Origin of the sequence: Brachyspira alvinipulli ATCC 51933 (assembly GCF_000518245.1) — a bacterium.
Classification (GTDB): Bacteria; Spirochaetota; Brachyspiria; order Brachyspirales; family Brachyspiraceae; genus Brachyspira; species Brachyspira alvinipulli.
This window is the reverse complement of the sequence record NZ_KI912408.1, coordinates 60,539-84,240: the sequence shown is the minus strand read 5'-3', so window position 1 is coordinate 84,240 and position 23,702 is coordinate 60,539. Positions and strand designations below refer to the sequence as shown.

The following is a 23,702-nucleotide window of genomic DNA, read 5'->3' as shown; positions in this document are numbered from 1 at the left end:
ATGCTGTGTATTATTTTTATTACTGTAATACTGTTTTTTGTATTAATTTTTTTATTTGTTACACATATTAATATTGATAATAATAAAAAAACAGATTTAAATAATATTGATAATCCTAAAGAAATATTAACTTTTATTTCTATAAAAAATTATGACAATCAATTAATTAACATAATAAATACAAGCAGTATATCAGGTATTATTATAAATATTGATGATTTGGATATTGATAAACTTTCTATAATTATAAAAAACATAAAAAGAAATATTAATAGAAAAATGTTTATAGCCTTAGATCAGGATTATAAATCTACTTATAATATAGCATATCATCAGAAGTTTAAAGTTTATCCCAGTTATATAGGAGAGAAAAAAAATGAAGAATATGCATACAAAATATCATATGAAAGAGCAGTAAAATTAAAATCTATTGGAATTAATATGATTTTATCTCCTATATGTAATACCTATTGTAATGAAAAATCACATTTAAAAGAAAATATATTCACAAATGATAAAATATTAGCTTCAAGACTTATATATCAAACCGTAAAGGCACAAAAAGATGCAGGACTTATAACAGCATTAAAATATTTTCCAAAATACTATGATGATGAGTTATATATAGATAAAGAAATAAAAAATATAGAAAATATATTAGATAATAGAGAGACTTTTTTAGCAGGTATAAAAGCTGATGCTGATATTATTGTAATGTCCCATATAAAAAATCATAGCATGTATAAAGATTTTCTTTTTAATGATATGAAGTTTAAAGGCATTATAATGACCGATTACATTAATGATGATAAAAATATAATTAGTTATGGAATAAATGTATTTTCAGCTAACTATTATAAAGATATTAATAATTTAAAATACATTATAGAAAATAATATGAAAGAAACGGATGAAAGAGAATGTTTAAAAGTGTTAAAATTAATAAAAAGATTATAAAAACAATAATATGCTTATTTTTGTTATTAATATTCATATGTGTAGCAAGAATTATTGTTATTATTGTTCAGGAAAAAATATACATATCAAAATTAAAAGAGCAGTATCCATCCTTATCTAAATATATAGATGAAGTTGGAAGAATGAATAAGAAAGAAAGGAAAGGACTGCTTTTAATGGTAGGTATTAAAGATAAAATACTTTCACAAGAAACAATAAAAACTCTTAAAGATAATAATATAATGGGAGTTATATTATTTAATTATAATATAGAAGATGAAAATCAATTAAAACAATTAACATCAGATTTAAGAAAATATGTTAACTCAAATATGTTAATTTCTATAGATCAGGAGGGGGGAGAAGTTAATAGAATAAAATTTGATAAATTAAAAAATATTTCTCCAAAGATGATAGGGGATACTAACAGTGATGAATATGCATATGAAATAGCATATCAGAAATCAAAGTTTTTATTGGATTTGGGTATCAATATGATATTAGGTCCATTATGCGATATACCTAATGATAAAAATTCTTATATTTATAATAGAAGTTTTTCTACTAATACTGATAAGGTTGCCGAAATGGCAGCTATTACAGTAAAGGCTCAGAGAGATGCAGGAATAATAAGCGTATTAAAGCATTTTCCAGGACATGGAGATACAACTGTAAACTCTCATGATGATTTTCCATATATAAATAAAACTACAAATGAATTAGATATAAAAGAGTTTATTCCATTTAAAAAAGGAATAGAAGCAGGTGCTGAAATGGTTTTAGTATCTCATATAAAAAATGAATATATAGATAATAAAATGCCTGCTAGTATGTCAAGAATATATGCTGATATTTTAGAAAAAGATTTAGGATTTGATGGGGTCGTGATTACAGATGATTTAGCTATGACTGGAAAGATAGATAAAGGTATAAATTTCGGAATTAATTTAATTAGTAATATTTATGAAAATTCAGAATATATGTTTAATGATATTAAAGCGGATATTCTCTCATGTGCGAGAGTGTTGAAAATAATTTCAGAAAATAAGTTGTCTCGCACATAAAAATCTTTTTCATATTAATTAGCCTGTTTCTTTTTTCTATTGCTGTTAGGATTCCTCTTATATGTCAGGGTTTCATCCAATCCTGATTTAATGTACTCATTTATAATGTTTACTACTGTATGATATGTAACATTATATTGTTTAGCAATATCTGTATGAGTTAATCCTGTATTTTTTTTATCATCTAATGCTAAAATAATATTAGCTCTTGATATAAGTCTTTTAGATTTTCCTTCTTTCTTGATGAATTCTTTAATTTTTTCTTTTTCATCTTCAGTTAAGGATATCATATGTTTAGTAGTTATGCTCATTTGAACCTCCTATAAAAAAAGAATACATATAACTAAAAAATTGTCACAAGTAGATTTTAAAAAAACATAGTAATGCAATAAACTAAAATAGTTTTTTATTTTAAAGCAATTTAGATAAATTACATCAAAATACAAGAATAAACTTAAAAAATTATATTATTATATTTTATTCTTAGTATATTTTATAAACCCTTGTTGTTTGTAAAGATTATCATACTATAAACAAAATATCAATATGAAAAAACAAAATTAGAATTCGTATAAAAATATACCAATTATAATAATATATTTTCATAAATATAATATCAAATAGGGATATGATTAAATATTTTAGATAATTGTATTAAATGCTGAATAAAGAAATTTCTTTTTCTATAGATAAATATCTATTTTCAATTTCTTTTATGTATTTAATGCTTTCTGTTTTAATTTCTTTTAAAACATTTTCATCATTTATCATTGGAATATTAACATTTATATTTAAAATAGAACCTTTAGCAGCAGCAAAAGCAAGTATATATGCTGATGCGATATCTGTAATAACTCCCTGATTTCCATATTTTAAAACTACATCAAATAATTCAATTAATTCATAACAATATTTAAGAGTATTAAAAGGAGGTTCTATAGCTTTTATTGCAGCATTTGACATAGCATCTTTTCTTTTATTAATTTGCTCTTCTGTATCTTTAGGCATTTTCATAGCTTCCATAAATAGATTAAAACCTTCAGCATCTTTATCAACTATTTCAATTAAATTAATTTTAATCTTTTTTATTTGTTCTATGGAATTATTAAATATATTTTGTTCTTCTTCGCTTAATGTTAAAAATTTTTTCTTGTTTACAGTAAGATGTCCCACCATTCCAGCTAATGCAGATGCCAAGCTAGCTACAGCGCCCATAACACTTCCTCCTCCTGGAGCAGGTGATGGAGAATCCACTTCATTAATATATTCTTCTAGTTTCAAGTTTATAAGTTTGTTCATAATTTACCTCGAAATATTTGTATTGTATAGATAGTGTTGGATATTATAATATAAATTAAAAAGGAGTCAATAATATATTTATTAACTCCTTTTTTAAATTCTAAAAATTATTTTTCTAATCTAGCTCTTAAAGTTTTACCCATTTCTTCATAGCCTTTTTTACCAAGCATAGCAAACATGTTTTTCTTATATGCTTCTACACCAGGTTGATCGAATGGATTAACTCCAAGTATATGCCCAGATATTCCGCATGCTTTTTCAAAGAAGTATAAAAGTTCTCCAATAGTAAAAGGAGTAATTTTATCAATATCTATTATTATATTTGGTACTCCTCCATCAACATGGGCAAGAACTGTAGCTTCTAATGCTGACTTGTTAATTTCATGCAAAGATTTTCCATCTAAATAATTAAGTCCATCCAAATCAGAATCTTCTTTTTTCATTTTTAAGTCAATGTCTTCTTTATCAACTCTTATAACAGTTTCAAATAAACCTCTTTTACCATCTTGTATGAATTGACCTAAAGAGTGTAAGTCAGTAGAGAAATCAACGGAAGCAGGGAATATACCTTTTTTATCTTTACCTTCACTTTCTCCTTGTAATTGTTTCCACCATTCAGATATGTAGTGCATTCTAGGTATATAGTTAACCATTATTTCAGTGCTGTATCCTTTAGCATAAAGAGCATTTCTAAGCATAGCATATAACATAGAAGGATTTTTCTTATAATCCATCTCTTTAGTTATTTTTGCCATAGAATCAAATCCTTTAACAAACTCTTCTATATTTATTCCAGCAGCAGCAATAGGAATTAAACCAACAGGAGTAAGTACAGAATATCTTCCTCCAACATCATCTGGTATAACAAAAGTTCTATATTTATTTTCTGTGGATAAAGTTTTTAAAGCACCTTTGGCTTTATCTGTAGTAGCTATTATTCTTTTAGCTGCACCTTCTTTACCATATCTTTTTTCAGCATATTCTTTTAACATTCTGAAAGCTATAGCAGGTTCTGTTGTAGTACCGCTTTTAGATATTACATTAATATAGAAGTCTTTTCCATCTAAATAATCTAATAAATGCTTGAAATATTCTCCGTTCATATTATGGCCAGCATATACAACTTGAGTATTTCCTTTTTTAGCTTGAGAGAAAGGATTTAAAAATGATTCAATAACTGCCTTTCCTCCTAAATAAGAACCTCCTATACCAACAGATACTAAAACTTCAGCATTTTCTCTTATTTCTTTAGCTAATTCATCAATTTCTTTAACCATTTTTAGTGCTTCACTAGGAAGATTAACCCATCCTAAAAAATCATTTCCTGCACCTTTTTTATTTTCTAAAAGTTCATTTGCATATTTAGCACGTTCAGCAAGATATTCTAATTCATGCTCTTGTAAAAATCCTAATACATTTTTATAATTTATAGATATCATTAATAACTCCATCAATTTATTTTAGTTGGTAAATTATACTATAATAATACCGAAAAATAAAGAAAAATTTATTAAATTTAATAGTACAATAGGATTTTGTATAAATGATTTTATCAGGACTTGAGATAGAAAAGAATTTAGGAAAAAATATAATAATAGAACCATTTAATAGAGAACAATTAAATTCGAATAGCTACAATGTTAAATTACATAATAAACTTTTAGTATACAAAGATAAAATATTAGATATGAAAAAACCAAATGAAGTAGAAGAAATAATAATACCAAAAAGCGGTTATGAATTAAAGCCTAATGAATTATATTTAGGAAGAACTTTAGAATATACAAATACAAAAAATTATGTACCTATGATAGAAGGCAGATCATCTATAGGAAGACTTGGAATATTTATACATATTACTGCTGGTTTTGGAGATGTAGGATTTGCAGGATATTGGACTTTGGAAATATTCTGTATAAAACCAATAATAGTATACCCGGAAGTTGAAATAGCACAGCTTTATTATCATACAATAGATGGTGAATACGAAGAATATACAAGCAGTAAATATCAGAATAATACAGATGTTCAGCCTAGCATGCTTTATAAAGATTTCAAATAATTAATTTTTTCATAAAATGTTTTAATAGTATGATTATTAATCGTTAGTAATATATTTATATTTGGTTAATTATAATATATAGTATTATATATGTTGATTTTTCTTTTTTTTAATTTATGATTATACATCAAAGGTATAATAAAAAACTATGTATTTTAATCCATTTTTATTTTTGAAATTTCATTATTTTCCCCAGAAATAACTCTTGATTAGGCAGGGAGTCTAAATAATTCTTTCTAAACTAAAATAAAATCTTATAGTTTAATTCAATTTTATAATAAATTATTAGTGGTACAATATGATAAAAATATCTGCATTGAAAAAGAATTATAATAATATAGAAATATTAAAAGGTATAGATCTTAATATAGAAAAAGGAAAAATTTTTGGCATTATAGGTAGAAGCGGTGCTGGAAAATCTACTTTATTGAGATGTATAAATGGATTAGAGAAATATGATTATGGGTATTTAGAGGTAAATGGTGTTCAAATTAATACTCTTAATAATAAAGAATTAAGAGTATTTAGAAAAGATATAGGTATGATATTTCAGCATTTTTCTTTGATTACTAGAGCAAGTGTGTATGATAATATAGCTTTTCCAATGAAATGCTGGCATTGGAATAAAAAGGAAATGGATGATCGTATAAGGTATTTAATTGATATAGTAGGAATGTATGATAAAATTAATAATTTGGCAAGAGATTTATCAGGCGGACAGAAACAGAGAGTTGCTATTGCTAGAGCTTTATCAATGAATCCAAAAATATTATTATCAGATGAGGCAACATCTGCACTTGATCCTAAAAATTCAGATTCTATTATGGAGCTACTGAATAATATAAATAAATCTATGGGTATAACAATAGTTCTTGTAACGCATCAAATGAATGTAGTAAAATCAATTTGTGATGATATTGCTATAATAGAAGATGGGATTATCAAAGATACAGGAAAAGTTGAAGATATATTTATTGATGAACCTAATTCTCTAATTAATTTATTAGGGGAGAATAAGGTTCTACTTCCTAATTCTGGTAAGAATATAGAAATAATGTATGTAAATAATGATAATACAAAAAATATCATTGAAAGATTAATAAAAAAATATGATGTTGATATAATTAATTTTGCTATGGAAGATTATAAAAATTGTATTATTAGTAAAGTTATCATTAATATCTCTAATCATAATATAAAAAAATTAGAAGAATATATTAAATCCATTGGTATAAAACATTATAAAATATTAGGAGAATAAAGTTGGAAACATATATAAATTATTTTTTTAAATTAATATTACCTTCTACTATAGTTACTATTAGAATAGTATTTTTTACTATGTTAATAGGTTTTATTTTAGGTTTTATAATAGCAAGTTTACTTACAATGTATGGTCCAAATGGTTTAAATTATAAAAAGAAATTCTATATGGTGTTAAGTTTTATTGTTAATACTATTAGATCTTTTCCAATATTGATTTTAATAGTTGCTATATCTCCTTTTACACGTTTGGTTATTGGTACAACAGTAGGAGAAAAAGCAGTTATACTTCCATTATCTATTACTGCAACTGCCTTCATAGCTAGATTATTAGAAAGCAGTTTTATTAAAGTAGATAAACAATTAATAGAAGCTGCTAAATCTTTCGGTGCCACAAATATACAAATAATGATTGGAGTAATTATAAAAGAATCTGTACCTTCTATTATATCTGTTTTAACTATGGCTACTGTTAATTATATAGCTGCTACTACAATAGCTGGTGCTGTAGGCGGCGGCGGATTAGGAGCTGTTGCTTTGACTTATGGTTATCAAAGTTTTAATAATACGATATTATATTTTTCTGTTTTTGTAATGTTTCTATTTGTTAATATTGCACAATATATAGGTGATTTTATATATAAAAAATTAATGTAAGGAGAATTTTATGAATTCAATGGAGGAAAGATCTAAATATTTGTTTAGTTTATTGGAACTTGAAAGATATCCTGTTGGAATAAAGTTTCTATTTTCTGAAGAGGAATATAATAGTTTTAATGCTGAGGAATTAAAAAATAAAACATCCTATTGTGGATTTGTCAGTAAAGCTAGTAAAGGTAGAAAATTAAAAATACACAAAGGCCATAATGCATGCTCAGGCGGTGCTATGGCACTAGGTTTTCAGGATGTACCCGAAGAAACTAAGTATGGTATAAAAAGAAGAAAAGTTAAAACATATAGAGATTTAGGTGTAAGCAGAAAAATGTCTAGAAATATGATGTATTGTGAACATAGAATTTTTGGAACTGCGATTATGCCTTTAAAAGACTATGAAGAGGAACCAGATGTAGTTATATTTATATGCAAACCGTATCAAGCTATGCGTATATCACAGGGTTATGCATATCATTATGGACATGCTGATAGTATAAAGTTATCTGGTATGCAAGCTATTTGTGAAGAATGTACTTCTTATCCCTATGAAAATGGTTGTTTTAATATATCTATGATGTGTTCGGGAACTAGAATGTTATCTGGTTGGAAAGATGATGAAATGGGTATTGGAATGCCATATAGAATATTTCTAAATGTTTTGGATGGTATTATTAAAACTGTTAATCCTCTTGAAAGAAATAAACACAAAAAAATTATCAAAGAAAAATTAGAAAAAAATAATTTAACTGATTTATTAGATATTAGAATGAATGAGAATTATGATGATGGTTCATATATTGGTGGAATTGTAAAAAGATAAAAAATTAAATATATTAAATAGGAAATAAAAATGAAAACAAAAATATTATCAATATTGTTTATGGTGTTATTGCTTTCTTGTTCTAATAGCAATAATACAGAAAAAGTAAAAAGTAAAAATGATACAATAGTTATAGGATGTATGGCTTCAAATAAAGACGTTGTAGAAGAAGCTGTAAAACTAATGGAAAAAGATGGATATAAGATTGAAGTTAAAATTTTTGATGGAAATAATCTTCCCGCTTTGGCTTTAAGTGCCAATGAAATAGATGGATTAATATTAAATCATAAACCATGGGTAGATACTTTTAATAAAGCTAATAATTCTCATTTAGTATTGGTAGATGGATTTAAATATGGTTTTTTTAATGCTCTTTATTCATCTAAACATAAAAGTGTGGAAGAAATACCAGATGGAGCTACTATAACAATATCTAATGATCCTAGCAATATGGATAGAGGTTTAAGGTTTCTTGAAAAATTGGGATTATTAAAATTAGGAGATAAAACCGGTGAATTTTATAGTATGCTTGATATAAAAGAAAATCCAAAGAATATAAAGTTTTTAGAAGTAGAAATAACTTTAACAGCTGGTTCATATAAAGATGTAGATGCTACAATAGCCACTTCTATTGCTATGAAAAATGCAGGTTATGATGCAAGATCATATATAGCAGAGGATGGAGAGTCTGGTTATTTTCCAATTGGATTATTTGTAAATGAAGGTAATGAAACTTCGCAGTGGGCTGAAGATTTTGTAAAAGCTACTCAAACAGAAGAATATAGAACTAAATTTAATGAAATATTTCAGAGTGCTTTTTATATATTGTAATATAACAATTTAAAATAAATTAAGGAGTTAAATAATGAAAACAAAAATATTATCAATATTGTTTATGGTATTATTGCTTTCTTGTTCTAATAGCAATAATACAGAAAAAGTAAAAAGTAAAAATGATACAATAGTTATAGGATGTATGCCTTTAAATGTTCAGGCTGTTGAAGAAATTAAAAGGTTGATGGAAAATGAGGGGTATAAAATTGAAATTAAAGTTTTTGATGGAAATAATCTTCCTGCTTTGGCTTTAAGTGCTAATGAGATTGATGGGCTTATATTAAATCATAAACCTTGGATAGATACTTTTAATAAAGCTAATAATTCTCATTTAGTATTAGTAGATGGATTTAAATATGCTTCTTTGAATGCTCTTTATTCATCTAAACATAAAAGTGTGGAAGAAATACCAGATGGAGCTACTATAACAATATCTAATGACCCAAGCAATATGGATAGAGGTTTAAGATTTCTTGAAAGATTGGGTTTATTAAAATTAGGAGAAAAAACCGGTGAATTTTATACTATGTTAGATATAAAAGAAAATCCAAAGAATATTAATTTTTTAGAAGTTGAAACAACCTCCACAGCTGGTTCTTATAAAGATGTAGATGCTACTATAACTTTTTCAAGTGTTATGAAAAATGCAGGTTTTGATGCTCATTCATATATAGTAGAGGATGGTGAATATAATAATTTTCCAACAGGTTTAGTTGTAAATGAGGGTAATGAAACTTCACAGTGGAGTAAAGATTTAGTGAAAGTAACTCAAACAGAAGAGTACAAGAATAAATTTAATGAGATATTTCAAGGTGCTTATATAATATTTTAAATTTTATGAAAATAGGGGCTTATATTAAATAAAGCTCCTATTTTTTTATATGAAAACTAATAAAAGATTAGAAGTTTCTTCTTCGGTTCTTCCTATCATAGAATGTACAGAATGCGGTCTTACTCTAATAATATCGCCTTCTTCTAAATCTACTATTTCTTCTTCTACTATATATCTGATTTTTCCGCTTAGTACTATAACCATTTCTTCAGAAGGATGTTCATGATATGGTATAAGCTGATTAGGCTTTTGAGTAATAGAATAAACTGTATATCCTCTATCTGCTAAAGTTTCTATTAATTTTTCATCATCTTTTATACAGTCAAATTCTCTTTCTGTTGTTGATTTATAATAATATTGTCCAGTCATAACAGCCCTCATTTATATAATATAATTTCGGATTGTAATACCATAAAATTGAGTTTATGTTTATAAGGATTTTTTCCATTTATTTATTAAGTTTAAAGCATCTATAGGCGTAATTTCATTTATATTTAAATCTCTAATTTCATTTTCTATTTCGCTTTCTTTTTCCATTATTTTAGGCTCTTCATAAAGCGGAAGTATATCCTTCGATTTTTGAGTATTCAATTCTATATTTTCTACCTGAACACTGGCATCAGCTTCTAATTTTTTTAATATTTCAGTGGCTCTTTTTATAACTTTATTAGGGGCACCAGCTATTTTTGCCGCATATATACCATAGCTTGATTGAGCAGCTCCTTCAGTAACTTTTTTCATAAATATTATTTCATCTTTGTATTCTTCAACTAATACTTTATAGTTTTTAACGCCTTCTAAATCTTCAAGCATAGTAAGTTCATGGTAATGAGTAGCAAATAAAGTTTTAGCTTTTTTGTTTTCCTCATGAACTAAATATTCCACTATAGCCCAAGCAATAGAAAGTCCGTCATAAGTTGAAGTACCTCTTCCTATTTCATCCATTATAACAAGGCTTTTATCTGTACAATGATTTAGTATGTATGCTGTTTCATTCATCTCTACTAAGAATGTACTTTCTCCTCTTGCTATATTATCGCTTGCACCAACACGTGTAAATATTCTATCAACTATAGAAATTTTTGCACTTGCTGCTGGAACGAATGAACCTATTTGAGCAAGTAATACTATTAAAGCAGTTTGTCTTAAATATGTACTTTTACCGCTCATATTAGGACCTGTAATTATAAGGAGATGTTCATTTTTATTGTCTAAATATGTATCATTAGGAATGAAGCTTTCTGTTTTTAGATTAACTTCTACAACAGGGTGTCTTCCGTCTTTTATGTCTATTATGCCGTCATTTGTTATTATTGGCTTAACATAATTATCTTCTTTAGCTAGGCATGCAAGAGAAGAATAAACATCTATTATAGAAATTACTCTTGCCATTTTTAATATTGAGTTTAAATATTCATTAGTTTTATTTCTCACTTCAATAAATATATCATATTCTAATGCATAGCTTTTTTCATTAGCTTCATTTATAATAGTTTCATATTCCATTAATTTGCTTGTGGTATATCTTTCGCTTCCTATTAATGTTTGTCTTTTTATAAAATCGCTTGGCACAGATGATACATTTGATTTTGTTACTTCTACATAATAACCTATAACATTATTATATCTTATTTTAAGATTATTAATTCCTGTATCTAATTTATAATTATGTTCAAGTTCTGCTATCCAAGAACGTCCTTCTCTTCTTGCTTCATTATATTTTCTTAATGTTTCATTGTAATCATCTTTTATTATATCGCCTTCATTTATAACAACTTTCGGATCCTCTAATATCGCACGTTCTATCAAATCAGTTATTATTTTTATATCATTAACCTCTTCAAAATTAACTTCTTCAAATTCATTCATAGCAAGTTCTGTAACAACTTCAAGAGAAGTTACTAAAAATCTTTTTAGTGATACTAATTCTTTAGGGTTAATCCTTCCTAACGCCAATTTTGATGCAAGTCTTTCTATATCTCCAATATCCTGAAGTAAATCTCTTATTTTATACATAAACTTTTGATTTTTATAGAAAAACTCTACATTATTAAGTCTTTTATTTATTTCTTCTATATTTAATAATGGCTCTACAATTATTCTTTTTAAATATCTTGCCCCCATAGAAGTTTTTGTTCTATCTATGGTGTCAAACAATGTCATTTTATTATTATCATTTCTTATAGTTTCTAATATTTCCAAACTTGCTATTGTAGCATAATCCAAAGTCATGGAGTCTTTTCTATTATATAGTTTAATATTTGAAATATGCTCAAGAGAAGTTTTTGAAAGTTCCTGTATATAAAATATAGTAGATCCTAATAATGATATCAAAAGAGGCTTTTCTTCTATACCGAAACTTTTTAATGATACTGTTTTGAAATGATTTGTTAAAGTTTTATATGCATAAGAATGTTCTGCAGTGTAATTCGGAGTAGTGCTGTAGAATATATTATTAAATTTATTTTGAATCTCTTTTATAATAATGCTTTCAGAAACGGATTCTATAGTCATAATCTCTTTAGGAGAGAATCTTATAATTTCTTCTGTAAGTTCATTAATGATTTCTTTTAAAGCTTCATTATGATTTTCTAAGTTAGAATTTATTTCTGTAGCATAAAGCTCTCCTGTAGAAATATCGCATATAGATAAAGCAGCATTTTTCTCACTTTTTGATACTATTATAGAAGCTAAATAATTATTGCTTTTTGATTCTAAATATTTATTTTCTGAAATAGTACCAGGAGTTATAACCTGAGTAACCTCTCTTTTTACTATACCTTTTGCTGTTTTAGGGTCTTCCATTTGATCGCATATAGCAATCTTCATTCCAGATTTAACTAATTTTGATAAATAATTATCTATAGCATGATAAGGAACTCCTGCCATAGGAACATTAGCTCTTTTTGTAAGTGTAAGCCCCAATATATCGGACACTACTTTTGCATCATCAAAAAATACTTCGTAAAAATCTCCCATTCTGAAAAGAAGTATACTGTCATTATATTTATCTTTTATCTCTTTGTATTGTCTCATCATAGGAGTGAGTTTTTGATTATCTTCTTTATCGCTTCCAAAAAATGTTTCCTGCATATAGTTATCCGTTTATAAATTTTTCGATTAGTATAATATATTTTTGTTCTTTAATCAAATTTTAATTTTCTTTCTTTTATATGCCAAATAATAAAATATGCGGTATTTGACAAAGAATAAAAATTCATTATAATAATTTTATGGAATTGAGACCAAATAATAAATATTTTAATGTGCTTAATGATTATTTTATGCGTTATATGTTCGCTAAAGAGGGGCATGAGCATATACTTAAAAATCTTATTAACTCCGTTAGGATAGACTCTAATCAAGAGCCGTTTGAATATGTAGAAATACTTAATACATTTAATTTAAAAGAAAATGTATTTGATAAAGAATCAATAGCAGATGTTAAGGCAAAAACAAAATCAGGCGAAATTATAATAATAGAAATACAAAGAATAGGTAATCATTCATTTATATATAGAAGTTTATATTATTGGTCTAAGAATTATTTTACAAATTTAAAATCTAAGGATATATATTCAGATTTAACACCTGTAATAAGTATTAATATTCTTGATTTTAATTTGATAAAAGGCATAGATAAACCTCATAGCTGTTATTTTATTAAAGAGTTAGAAACTAATCATATATTAACGAATCATTTGGAGCTTCATTTTTTAGAACTTAGAAAATTTAACAATTCTTATAATTTATATGAAGGTTTATCAGATTGGTTTGAGTTTTTAAATTCGAAAGATAAATTGGAGGATACTATGGAAATATTAGTAAAGAAAAATCCTATAATGAAAGAAGTATATGAAGAATATAATAAATTTGTAAAAAGTAATGATTTATATAATGGCTACAGTAATTATGAAAGAGATTATTTTAATGTTTTAATGCTTAATGAGGAGCGTATAAAGGGCATAGAAGAAGGAATGCAAAAAGGTATAGAACAAGAAAAATATTCTCTAGCTAGAAATATGAAAAATAAAAATATGGATTTAAATCTTATAAGCGAATTAACAGGACTTAGTATAGAAATAATAGAAAAATTATAATATAAAAAACTATATTTTGATTTCTATTTATAAATATGAATATGCTTTTATATAATGGGCTAATAAAAGAGAAATTATAAATGAGAATAATATTATTACAGAAGTAATAACAAATATTTTTATTGTAAATGTAAAGAAAATCGCTATTATAATATAAGATATTATTAAAGATAAAATAAAAGATATTATATAACTAGCATTTACAAATATAAACCTGCTCCAAGGATTCATAAACTTCGATGACATTATATTAAAAACTGATAGCATTGCTGATGATAATAATGAGTTTGATATACTTAATAAAATAATAATGTATTTAGATTCATAAAATAAATATAATGCTATAAAAACTGATGTATACACAAATGATATTAACAATATATTTGAAATGCATTTAATATTAAAGAAATGTTTATCTTCATTTATAAAAAGTTTTTCTAATATAAAATATACTGTATTAGCTAGTATTATAGAGATAAAATTCATGATAGGAAGAAGAGCATATCTAAATACTACTGCTTTATTAAAAACAATTTTTGTAATCAGGATATATAAAATCAAAGATATAATAAAACCAATAAAAGAGAATAAAATTTTATTTTTTATTTCTTTCTTGTAATTATTAAAAATATTAGCATAAACTGTACGGGAATTGATAAACATAAATACTGAAAAGAAGCTGAATAAATATATTGCATTAAATGTTATGTTTATATTGAGTAATGCTGTTAAATTTATTAAAGCTGATATTAAAGAGATAATTAAATTAACTCTTCCTTTAAATTTATATATTGGAGATGCATATTTGTTCATAATATTATTATATACTTTTTTCAAAATTAAACACTAGAATAATTATAATTGTTTTATTTTTAATGTTGTAAAATATTATAATAGTGGATATAAATATGCAGTCTTTTTTGCTTCTCGCCTGCCGAAGGCACGCACAGCGAGGGGCACTCCCTGCGGTTGCAAAAGAAGTGTTGGTGTTACGTAGTACGCAGATCGGTGCACGAATGTGTACTTCGCAGCAAAGCCCCAATAATTAAATTAAAAATACTATAAACATTCATTAAATTAGTTTTGAAATAAGTATAGTATTAAGCTGCATAAAAATCGATTATCTGAAAAATTCTGAAATATTAAAAACTATAAAATGTAATATTAATGCAGGTATACCAATTACAATTAGAAGTACAATCTTAAAAATATTAAATAAAGTATTAAATATTCCAGTAAAAATTAATTTTATATTATATGTAAATACGCCTGGATACGCTTTTTTCCCGTTATTATTTTTTATGTTTTTATCTGCATTATTTTCTATCAAAAGAGATATAACTTTTTTTTCCATATCAATATCTCTATACTCATTATCTTTTTTATATGAAATTTTATGAAGTGCGGTATCTCCATCATTATTTTGTAAATTAATATTGATTCCGTTTTTTATAAGCATTTCAATAATATCATATTCTTCTGTTGCTATATTATCTCTGGAAAGTATATAGTGAAGTATACCATTTCCGTCATTATCTTGTATATTAATATTTGTTGCTCCGAGATTTATAAGTGTTTCAATTTTATATTTACTATCTGGAACTCCTATAATTTCACTTGTACCGAATTTAGGTTTACGATGTGAATCGTAGGACTTACTTACATCAAGTATAAGATTTTTTCCAGATTCGTTAATATCCATTCCATTATCTAATAAAACTTTTACGAAATTAGAGAAACTATTGGTGCTTAAATTGGGTATATAGTTATACCATGTTTCAATGTTTGTTATAGAGTAAGTTATATATTCTTTATTGTTTTCAATATTTTCAATTACATATTTAAATTCATCAATATTTTCTGATATTACTGATTTGTATAATGCTGATTCTTTATTTGTTGCCGCTAAATTTTTAAAATCATCACTCACTTGAGCATAAGAAATGCAAGAACTAATAATAAATATAATAATACATAATACTTTCATCATAAACCTCTTTTTAATTTAATATTAGTTTTTTGATTATACAGTATATCGGTATATTGTGTCAATATATTTTTATTAATTCTAAAATACTTTGCTATGATAATTAATGTTTTTATTTGCTTTATCTTTGAATAGTTATTAAGTAAAATATGTAGTAATAAGTTTCTTCAATATATTGTACTGATATTAATTAAAATCAATAACAGAATTAAGATAATAAATTTAAGATTTTATTTACATTCCCTCCCTTTATTTTTTTATGTTTTATTTTGAAATTATGATTTAAATTTTTATGATGCTCTATTAGAAATTACAGCACCCACCCAAGTGATTATTAAATTTAAAATCTATTTCATGCATGGTAAATGCATTATTATTTTTATAGTATAAATTGTATGAATAATATTATTTATACTGCATAAGATTGGTGTTATATCAGTAAAATAGAACTTAAATAAGTTGACAATAAACAAAAAATATATATACTATCTATTAATATAGATTAGTAAGAGGTGAATTTATGGATTTAGAAGAAAAACTTGAATTATATTATAAAGGCTCTTCTATAGAAGAAGATATGGAGAAATGCGAAGCTACAAATGATTTCAGTAAAATAAGAAGGAATCCTTATGATTATTTTCATTATAAAGATGAATTTTTGAAAGATTATTTTACTATAGAAGATGGAAAATTAAAGAAAAGATATGAACATTTTTTGAAGATACTCCTTTACGGAAATGATAAGCATGGAGAAGGCGGAACTAGATATGTTATTTTTGATTATATAGTAAATAGAGATTTTGAAAAGTCTTTGAGATATCTTGCTTATGGATATGAGAAAAGATATAAAGAGCAGGCAAGAACTTTAAATGGTGAAAGTTTAATATATACAGTTTTTGAAGATTTTAATAAATACTTCAGTAAAGAGTTTCAAGAATACACAGATAAATACATTGATATTATTAATAACAATGATAATAAAAAAAATACTGCATAAAATGGGAAGAGATGCTGTAATACCATTGCTTGCAATATGTTCTGTTATAAAAAATAATAAAGAATGTGATGAGAAATATATAAATGCAGCTATAAAATCATTTGATGTTCTTCCTGATCTTTATGACACTTTGAATGTAATTGCTGGTATCTTAGATAAAAATGAAGCTATAAAAAATAAATTTATAGAAGTTCTTAATAATAATGAAGAATATATAGTTGATATTAATATTGAACTTGGACAGTATTTAAGATTATTAGATTATACAAATCCTTATAAAGCTAAAGAGAAATTTTTTAATGCGATAAATTATCCAAATGATTTCGCATTTATAGCACAGCATTTTGAATACTATTTTCATTATGAATTCATTTATGGTGCAAGAGATTTATATTTGAACCATAAAGAAGATTTTTATAAAATTTATAATTTGGTAGGAAATAGTTTAAATAGTGATAAAAACGATGATAGAAATAATGATAGAATCAAAAGAATATTCATAGTGCTTAGCGGTATTTTACTTGAACATAATGATAATAAAATAGACACAAATAATTTAAAAAAATCTGTAACTGTATTAGAAACTATAGTTAATAAATTTACAGAAGATAAATCTAATAGATATAATACAAGACCTACTTTTACTACTACAGAAAAAATAGAAGAAATATTTGAGAAAGATAAAAATAAACTCTTTGATACGCTTATAGATTATTATACAAACAAAAAAAATACATACAATGTATATGGCAGCAGATGGAGTAGTACTCCAGAAGTTAGTCTTGATACAGAACTTTATTATTTATTCTCTTTATTTAATTATTATATTGATGAAATGAAAAACTATAAAAAGTTTGCTCTTGATATTTTTAAATATTTTCCAATTCAGCTTGGAATAAGAAAATATATAGAAGTGCAAGCCTCTATAGGAAGTAAAACTTTAAAAGAAGTTATTGATAGTTTGTTAAATAATAAAGAATTAAATATTACATTAAAAGAAATTTTATTATCATACTATTTTGATTATGCAGGAGATCTTTCAAATTACTATTATGACTATGGAGGAAAATATCTTCCTACATTATATAAAGAGCTTAGATGTGTAGATGAAAATAATAATGTAGTCATAAACAGCGTAAAAGATGAATTATTAAAAAGCTATTTTGATGAAGTTATAAATATATTAAATGATGATAAGTTTATAAAGGAAAATATAGCAGGCTATAAAAATACAGCCTTAGATATATTAAGAACATTGTATAATAAATATCATTATAATGATTATCATTTACTTTATACAGTTCTTGAAAATACAAAGAGAGCCGAAGTAAAAAGACATTGTATTAAAGTTATTTCTGATAATGAATCTATTACAAGACCTTATGTTGAAAAGATGTCAGAGAAAGCGAGATCATCAGAACTTAAAGGAGCATTAAAAAATATTATTAAGAATTGGAATCTAAAAAAATATGGTGATAATTTCAAAAGTATTGATGAGGCTTTGGAGTTTATTGACACTTACTACAATACAAATTATGAAAAAAATATAAAGTTCTTAGATGATGTTCATTTGACAAAAGTTTTATACAATAATGGAACATTGGCTGATGAGAGAATATTTAAATATATTATTATGGAATATATGAATTTAGTAGAGCCTGCAAGATTAAAAGACTGCGACATGCTTACTGAAATTCTTGATACTTCTTCATTTACTAATGCTTTGGAGATGCTATATATTCATTGGAAAGATTCTAATTATGAAGCAACAAAGAAAAATATTTTAATACCTTATTTAATATATTCTGATGATTTGAAAATAGATAAAGTTTATCCACTCATAAAAGAGTTTGCTAAGGGATCGCGTACTGTTATGGCAGCATTTATTGTAAAATGTATGGCATTAAACGGAAAGAATTATGCTTTACTATTAGTAGACGGACTTACAAGAAAATCACCTACAGCAAAAATAAAGGAAGTTGCAATAGAAACTATGGAGAACGCTGCTTATATGCTTGATATGACAGCCGATGAACTTTCAGACAGAATAATACCTAATTTCGGATTTAGTCAAAAAGGGGAGAGAATTTTAAGCTACGGCGGAGAAGCAAGAAGAACATTCACATTATCAATAGACAATAATCTTGAACTTACAATTACAGATAATGAAAAACAAAAAGTAATAAAATCACTTCCAGCACCAAACAGCAAAGATGACAAAGCAGAATCGGACAGTGCTAAAAAAGAATGTACTACTCTCAAAAAAGAAATAAAAACTTTGATACAGAATCAGAAAATAAGACTTCAAAAAGTTTTATTAAACGGCAGAAAATGGACTTACAATAATTTCAAAACTGTATTTGTTGAAAACCCAATAATGAACATATTTGCTTTGAAACTTATTTGGGGTGCCTATGATGAGAACAATAATTTAATACAAAGTTTCAGATACATGGAAGACGGCACTTTCAATACAGTTGATGAAGAAGAGTACACTTTACCAGAGAACAGTTTAATAACTTTGGTTCACCCTTCAGAATTAGATGCTGATACTATAGAGAAATGGAAAACTCAGTTATCAGATTATGAGATATCACAGCCTATAGAACAGCTTGATTTTAAATACGAGGAGATTAAAGAAGAAGACATAAAAGAAGATAAAATTCATTCTCTTGATTCTAAAACAATAAAGGCTGGTGTATTAATGTCATTAGCTACTAAGTACGACATGGCTAGAGGCGAGGCTATGGACGGAGGAACTTTCTCTGAGTACATATTAAAAGATACTTACATCAATATATCCGTTCACATTTCATTTGACTATATGTATTTTGGAATGGATGCTAATGAAGATGTTAATTTCGGGGACATTGAGTTCTGTGAAATTACTGACGGCATTGAAACTTTGATTAATCCTCTAAAGGTGAACAAGAGATTTGCTTCATCAATTTACAGCATAGTTAAAAGCATTTTTGGAGAGTAAATTTATTTAATACGCACGGTGATTAGATTAAAAAAGACAGAGTAGTTAATAATGCAATTTGTGTTGTTAACTACTTTTTGTTTGTCGTGCGGTGTGTAGACTAAAAAAATTTAATTTTTTTGCTGTTCTTTTTCCCGTCCTTTAGGCTTTCTGTTTTTATTCCACTTTTTCCCGCCTTCGCTCTGCGGACTTCGTCAAAGTTTTCGCCCTTCGGGCACGCTTCGCGAAAGTGCTATTCTTTAAAAGAGTAATTTATAATTTTATATATATTTTAGTATTTCATAATTTTTAAAAACATATATAATAAAAAATTATGGATGATGTTATGGATTTAGAAAAAAACTTGAACAATATTATCAAAGCTCTTCTATAAAAGATGATATGGCAAAATGCGAATCTACAAATGATTTAAGCAAAATAAATAGGAGTACTTATGATTATTTTCGTGGACAACAAGATGATTTTTTGAAAGATTATTTTTCTATAGAAGATGATAAATTAAAGAAAAGATATGAACATTTAATGAAGATAATTATTTATGGAAGAGATAAGGGAGGAGAAGGCGGAACTAAATATGTTATTTTTGATTATATAGTCAATAAAGATTTTGAAAAATCACTCAGATATCTTCTTTATGGATATGAGAAAAAATATAAAGAGAATGTAAGAACTCTATATGGTCAAGGTTCAATATATAAAGTTTTTGAAAATTTTAATAAATACTTCAGTAAAGAGTTTCAAGAATATACAGATAAATATGTTGATATTATTAATAACAATGATAATAAAAAAATATTAAAAAAAATGGACAGAGATGCTGTAATACCATTGATTGCAATATGTTCTGTGATAAAAAATAATAAAGAATGTGATGAAAAATATATTAATGCAGCTGTAAAATCATTCGATGTTCTTCCTAATCTTTATGACACTTTAAATGTAATTGCTGCTATTTTAGATAAAAATGAGGCTATAAAAAATAAATTTATAGAAGTGCTTAATAAAAATGAAGAATATATAATTGATATTAATATTATACTTGGATACCATTTAAGATTATTAGACTATAAAAATCCTTATAAAGCTAGAGAGAAATTCTTTAAAGCTATAAATTATCCAAATGATTTCACATTTATAGCACAGCATTTTGATAACTATTATCATTATGAGTTCATTTATGGAGCAAGAGATTTATATTTAAATCATAAAGAAGATTTTTATAAAATTTATAATTTTGTAGAAAACAGTTTAAATAGTGATAGAAATAATGATAGAAACAAAAGAATATTCATAATACTTAGCAGTGTTTTATTAGAGCATAATGATAATAAAATAGATACAAATAATTTAAAAAAATCTGCAGCTGTATTATAAACTATAGTTAATGAATTTACAAAAGACACCTCTGATATATATAATCCAAGACCTACTCTCACTTCTACAGAAAATATTGAAGAAATATTTGATAAAGATAAAAATAAACTCTTTGATACGCTTATAGATTATTATACAGACAAAAAAAATACATACGATCTATACAGTACATACAGATGGGGAAATACTCTCCCTGGATATAGTCTTAATACAGATCTTTATTATTTATTCTCTTTATTTAATTATGACATTCCTGAAATGAAAAACTATAAAAAGTTTGCTCTCGATATTCTTAAATATTTACCAATTCAGATTGGAATAAGAAAATATATAGAAGTGCAGGCATCTGTAGGAAGTAAAACTTTAAAAGAAGTTATTGATAGCTTATTAAATAATAAAGAATTGAATGTTACATTAAAAGAAATTTTATTATCATACTATTTTGATTATGTAGGAGATATTTCAAATTGGGATTATGAATATGGCGACGAATCTCTTCCTACATTATATAGAGAGCTTAGATGCTTAGATGAAAATAATAATGTTATTATAAATAGTGTGAAAGATGAATTATTTAAAAGCTATTTTGATGAAGTGCTAAATATATTAAATGATGATAAGTTTATAAAGGATAATATAGCAGGCAATAAAAATACAGCCTTAGATATATTAAAGACTTTATATAATAAATATAATTATAATGATTATCATTTAATTTATACAGTTCTTGAAAATACAAAGAGAGTAGAAGTAAAAAGGCATTGTATTAAAGTTATTTCTGACAATGAATCTATTACAAGAGAATATGTTGAGAAGATGTCAGAGAAAGCAAGATCATCAGAACTTAAAGGGGCTTTAAAAAATATTATTAAGAATTGGAACTTAAAAAAATACGGCGATAATTTTAAGAGTATTGACGAAGATTAGAGTTTATTGACACTTACTACAATACAAATTATGAGAAAAATATAAAGTTTTTGGATGATATTAAGCTTACAAAAGTTTTATACATGAACGGCAAAGAGGCTGATGAGAGAATATTTAAATATATTATTATGGAATATATGAATTTAGTAGAGCCTGCAAAATTAAAAGACTGCGATATGATTGCGGGTATTCTTGATACTGCTTCATTTACCGATGCTTTGGAAATATTATATATTCATTGGAGAGATTCTAACTACGAAGCAACAAAGAAAAATATTTTAATACCTTATTTAATATATTCTGATGATTTGAAAGTAGATAAAGTTTATCCTCTTGTAAAAGAGTTTGCAAAAAGTTCACGTACTGTTATGGCGGCATTTATTATAAGATGTATGGCATTAAACGGAAAAAATTATGCCTTAATATTGGTAGACGGACTCACAAGAAAAGCACCTACTGCAAAGATAAAAGAAGTAGCAATAGAAACAATGGAGAATGCTGCTTATATGCTTGATATGACCGCCGATGAGCTTTCGGATAGAATAATACCTAATTTTGGATTTAGTCAAAAAGGCGAAAAAGTTCTAAACTACGGCGGAGAGGCAAAAAGAACTTTTACATTATCGATAAACAATGACCTTGAACTTACAATTACAGATAATGAAAAAGGAAAGATAATAAAATCACTCCCTGCACCAAACAGCAAAGATGATAAAGCAGAAGCTGACAGTGCCAAAAAAGAATGCACCACTCTCAAAAAAGAGATAAAAACTTTAATACAGAATCAGAAAATAAGACTTCAAAGAGTGTTATTAAACGGAAGAAAATGGACTTACAACAATTTCAAAACCGTATTTGTAGAAAACCCAATAATGAACATATTTGCTTTAAAACTCATTTGGGGTGCTTATGATGAGAACAATAATTTAATAGAAAGTTTTAGATATATGGAAGACGGCACATTTAACACAGTTGACGAAGAAGAATACAGTCTAAAAGAAAATAGTTTAATAACTCTGGTTCACCCTTCAGAATTGGATTCTAACACTATAGCAAAATGGAAAACTCAGTTATCCGATTATGAGATAGTTCAGCCAATAGAGCAGCTTGATTTCAAATATGAAGAGATTACAGAGAAAGACATTAATGAAGACAAAATTAATTCTCTAAACTCCAAAACAATAAAAGCAGGAGTGTTAATGTCATTAGCAAGCAAGTATGATATGGCTAGAGGCGAGGCTATGGATGGAGGAACTTTCTGCGAGTACATATTAAAAGATACTTACCTCAACATATCAGTTCACATTTCATTCGACTATATGTATTTTGGAATGGACGCTAATGAAGATATTAATTTCGGTGATATTGAGTTTTGTGAAATTACTGACGGCATTGAAACTTTGATTAATCCTTTAAAAGTTAATAAGAGATTTGCTTCTTCTATTTATAGTATAGTAAAAAGTGTTTTCGGAGATTAATTTTTATTTATTAATAGCAAATACGCACGGTAAATAGATTAAAAAAATAAACTAGTTAATAATTCAAAGCT

The 23,702-nt window shown here is 25.8% G+C and carries 16 protein-coding genes and 2 pseudogenes; 11 read left to right on the top strand and 7 right to left on the bottom strand.

Features of this window, described 5'->3' with window-relative positions; genetic code table 11:
• Together T324_RS0115760 and T324_RS0115755 are read left to right on the top strand one after the other, a co-directional pair.
• Complete coding sequence (locus T324_RS0115760; protein ID WP_028331127.1) at positions 1-957, top strand: glycoside hydrolase family 3 N-terminal domain-containing protein; 957 nt, start codon at positions 1-3, stop codon at positions 955-957.
• Positions 921-2,021 carry a glycoside hydrolase family 3 N-terminal domain-containing protein gene (locus T324_RS0115755; protein ID WP_028331126.1) on the top strand — a complete coding sequence of 367 codons (1,101 nt, stop codon included), beginning with the start codon at positions 921-923 and terminating at the stop codon, positions 2,019-2,021. Before T324_RS0115760 ends, T324_RS0115755 begins: the two co-directional genes overlap by 37 nt.
• 14 nt (positions 2,022-2,035) lie before the next feature.
• Here T324_RS0115755 and T324_RS0115750 read toward each other — a convergent pair whose 3' ends face one another.
• From T324_RS0115750 to T324_RS0115740, 3 genes are all read right to left on the bottom strand, one after another.
• A complete protein-coding gene (locus T324_RS0115750; protein ID WP_028331125.1) occupies positions 2,036-2,332 on the bottom strand; it encodes a helix-turn-helix domain-containing protein in 297 nt (98 codons plus the stop codon).
• 343 nt (positions 2,333-2,675) lie between these two features.
• Positions 2,676-3,320 carry a cyclodeaminase/cyclohydrolase family protein gene (locus T324_RS0115745; protein WP_028331124.1) on the bottom strand — a complete coding sequence of 215 codons (645 nt, stop codon included), beginning with the start codon at positions 3,318-3,320 and terminating at the stop codon, positions 2,676-2,678.
• Positions 3,321-3,427: 107 nt separating this feature from the next.
• Positions 3,428-4,759 carry a glucose-6-phosphate isomerase gene (locus tag T324_RS0115740; RefSeq protein ID WP_028331123.1) on the bottom strand — a complete coding sequence of 444 codons (1,332 nt, stop codon included), beginning with the start codon at positions 4,757-4,759 and terminating at the stop codon, positions 3,428-3,430.
• A 104-nt stretch (positions 4,760-4,863) separates the two neighbouring features.
• Here T324_RS0115740 and dcd point away from each other — a divergent pair, with 104 nt between their 5' ends.
• From dcd to T324_RS0115710, 6 genes are all read left to right on the top strand, one after another.
• On the top strand, positions 4,864-5,382 hold the full coding sequence (gene dcd, locus T324_RS0115735; RefSeq protein ID WP_028331122.1) for a dCTP deaminase: 519 nt from the start codon (positions 4,864-4,866) through the stop codon (positions 5,380-5,382).
• A 298-nt stretch (positions 5,383-5,680) separates the two neighbouring features.
• On the top strand, positions 5,681-6,643 hold the full coding sequence (locus T324_RS0115730; RefSeq protein ID WP_028331121.1) for a methionine ABC transporter ATP-binding protein: 963 nt from the start codon (positions 5,681-5,683) through the stop codon (positions 6,641-6,643).
• Between the two features lie 2 nt (positions 6,644-6,645).
• Entirely contained in the window at positions 6,646-7,302 is a 657-nt protein-coding gene (locus T324_RS0115725) for a methionine ABC transporter permease (RefSeq protein ID WP_028331120.1), read from the top strand.
• 10 nt (positions 7,303-7,312) lie between these two features.
• Positions 7,313-8,119 carry a DUF169 domain-containing protein gene (locus tag T324_RS0115720; RefSeq protein ID WP_028331119.1) on the top strand — a complete coding sequence of 269 codons (807 nt, stop codon included), beginning with the start codon at positions 7,313-7,315 and terminating at the stop codon, positions 8,117-8,119.
• 30 nt (positions 8,120-8,149) lie between these two features.
• Entirely contained in the window at positions 8,150-8,950 is an 801-nt protein-coding gene (locus T324_RS0115715; RefSeq protein WP_028331118.1) for a MetQ/NlpA family ABC transporter substrate-binding protein, read from the top strand.
• A gap of 34 nt (positions 8,951-8,984) precedes the next feature.
• Complete coding sequence (locus T324_RS0115710; RefSeq protein ID WP_028331117.1) at positions 8,985-9,785, top strand: MetQ/NlpA family ABC transporter substrate-binding protein; 801 nt, start codon at positions 8,985-8,987, stop codon at positions 9,783-9,785.
• Positions 9,786-9,830: 45 nt separating this feature from the next.
• On the opposite strand, the gene T324_RS0115705 is transcribed toward T324_RS0115710, so the two are convergent.
• Together T324_RS0115705 and mutS are read right to left on the bottom strand one after the other, a co-directional pair.
• On the bottom strand, positions 9,831-10,154 hold the full coding sequence (locus T324_RS0115705; protein ID WP_028331116.1) for a cupin domain-containing protein: 324 nt from the start codon (positions 10,152-10,154) through the stop codon (positions 9,831-9,833).
• Positions 10,155-10,214: 60 nt separating this feature from the next.
• Positions 10,215-12,878, bottom strand: coding sequence for a DNA mismatch repair protein MutS (gene mutS / locus T324_RS0115700; protein WP_028331115.1), 2,664 nt, complete (start codon positions 12,876-12,878; stop codon positions 10,215-10,217).
• A 140-nt stretch (positions 12,879-13,018) separates the two neighbouring features.
• Here mutS and T324_RS0115695 point away from each other — a divergent pair, with 140 nt between their 5' ends.
• The gene (locus T324_RS0115695; protein WP_028331114.1) at positions 13,019-13,885 is read left to right on the top strand and encodes an Rpn family recombination-promoting nuclease/putative transposase; all 867 of its coding nucleotides are present in this window, start codon (positions 13,019-13,021) and stop codon (positions 13,883-13,885) included.
• A gap of 27 nt (positions 13,886-13,912) precedes the next feature.
• Here the strand turns inward: T324_RS0115695 and T324_RS0115690 are convergent, their stop codons facing one another.
• Both T324_RS0115690 and T324_RS0115685 read right to left on the bottom strand, forming a co-directional pair.
• Positions 13,913-14,698: a hypothetical protein gene (locus tag T324_RS0115690; protein WP_028331113.1), complete on the bottom strand. Its 786-nt coding sequence runs from the start codon at positions 14,696-14,698 to the stop codon at positions 13,913-13,915.
• Between the two features lie 307 nt (positions 14,699-15,005).
• Complete coding sequence (locus T324_RS0115685) at positions 15,006-15,872, bottom strand: ankyrin repeat domain-containing protein (RefSeq protein ID WP_028331112.1); 867 nt, start codon at positions 15,870-15,872, stop codon at positions 15,006-15,008.
• A gap of 520 nt (positions 15,873-16,392) precedes the next feature.
• Here T324_RS0115685 and T324_RS17585 point away from each other — a divergent pair.
• Together T324_RS17585 and T324_RS17580 are read left to right on the top strand one after the other, a co-directional pair.
• Positions 16,393-19,852, top strand: a pseudogene (locus T324_RS17585) (DUF4132 domain-containing protein).
• 381 nt (positions 19,853-20,233) lie between these two features.
• A pseudogene (locus T324_RS17580) lies at positions 20,234-23,631 on the top strand (DUF4132 domain-containing protein).
• Positions 23,632-23,702: the final 71 nt, after the last annotated feature.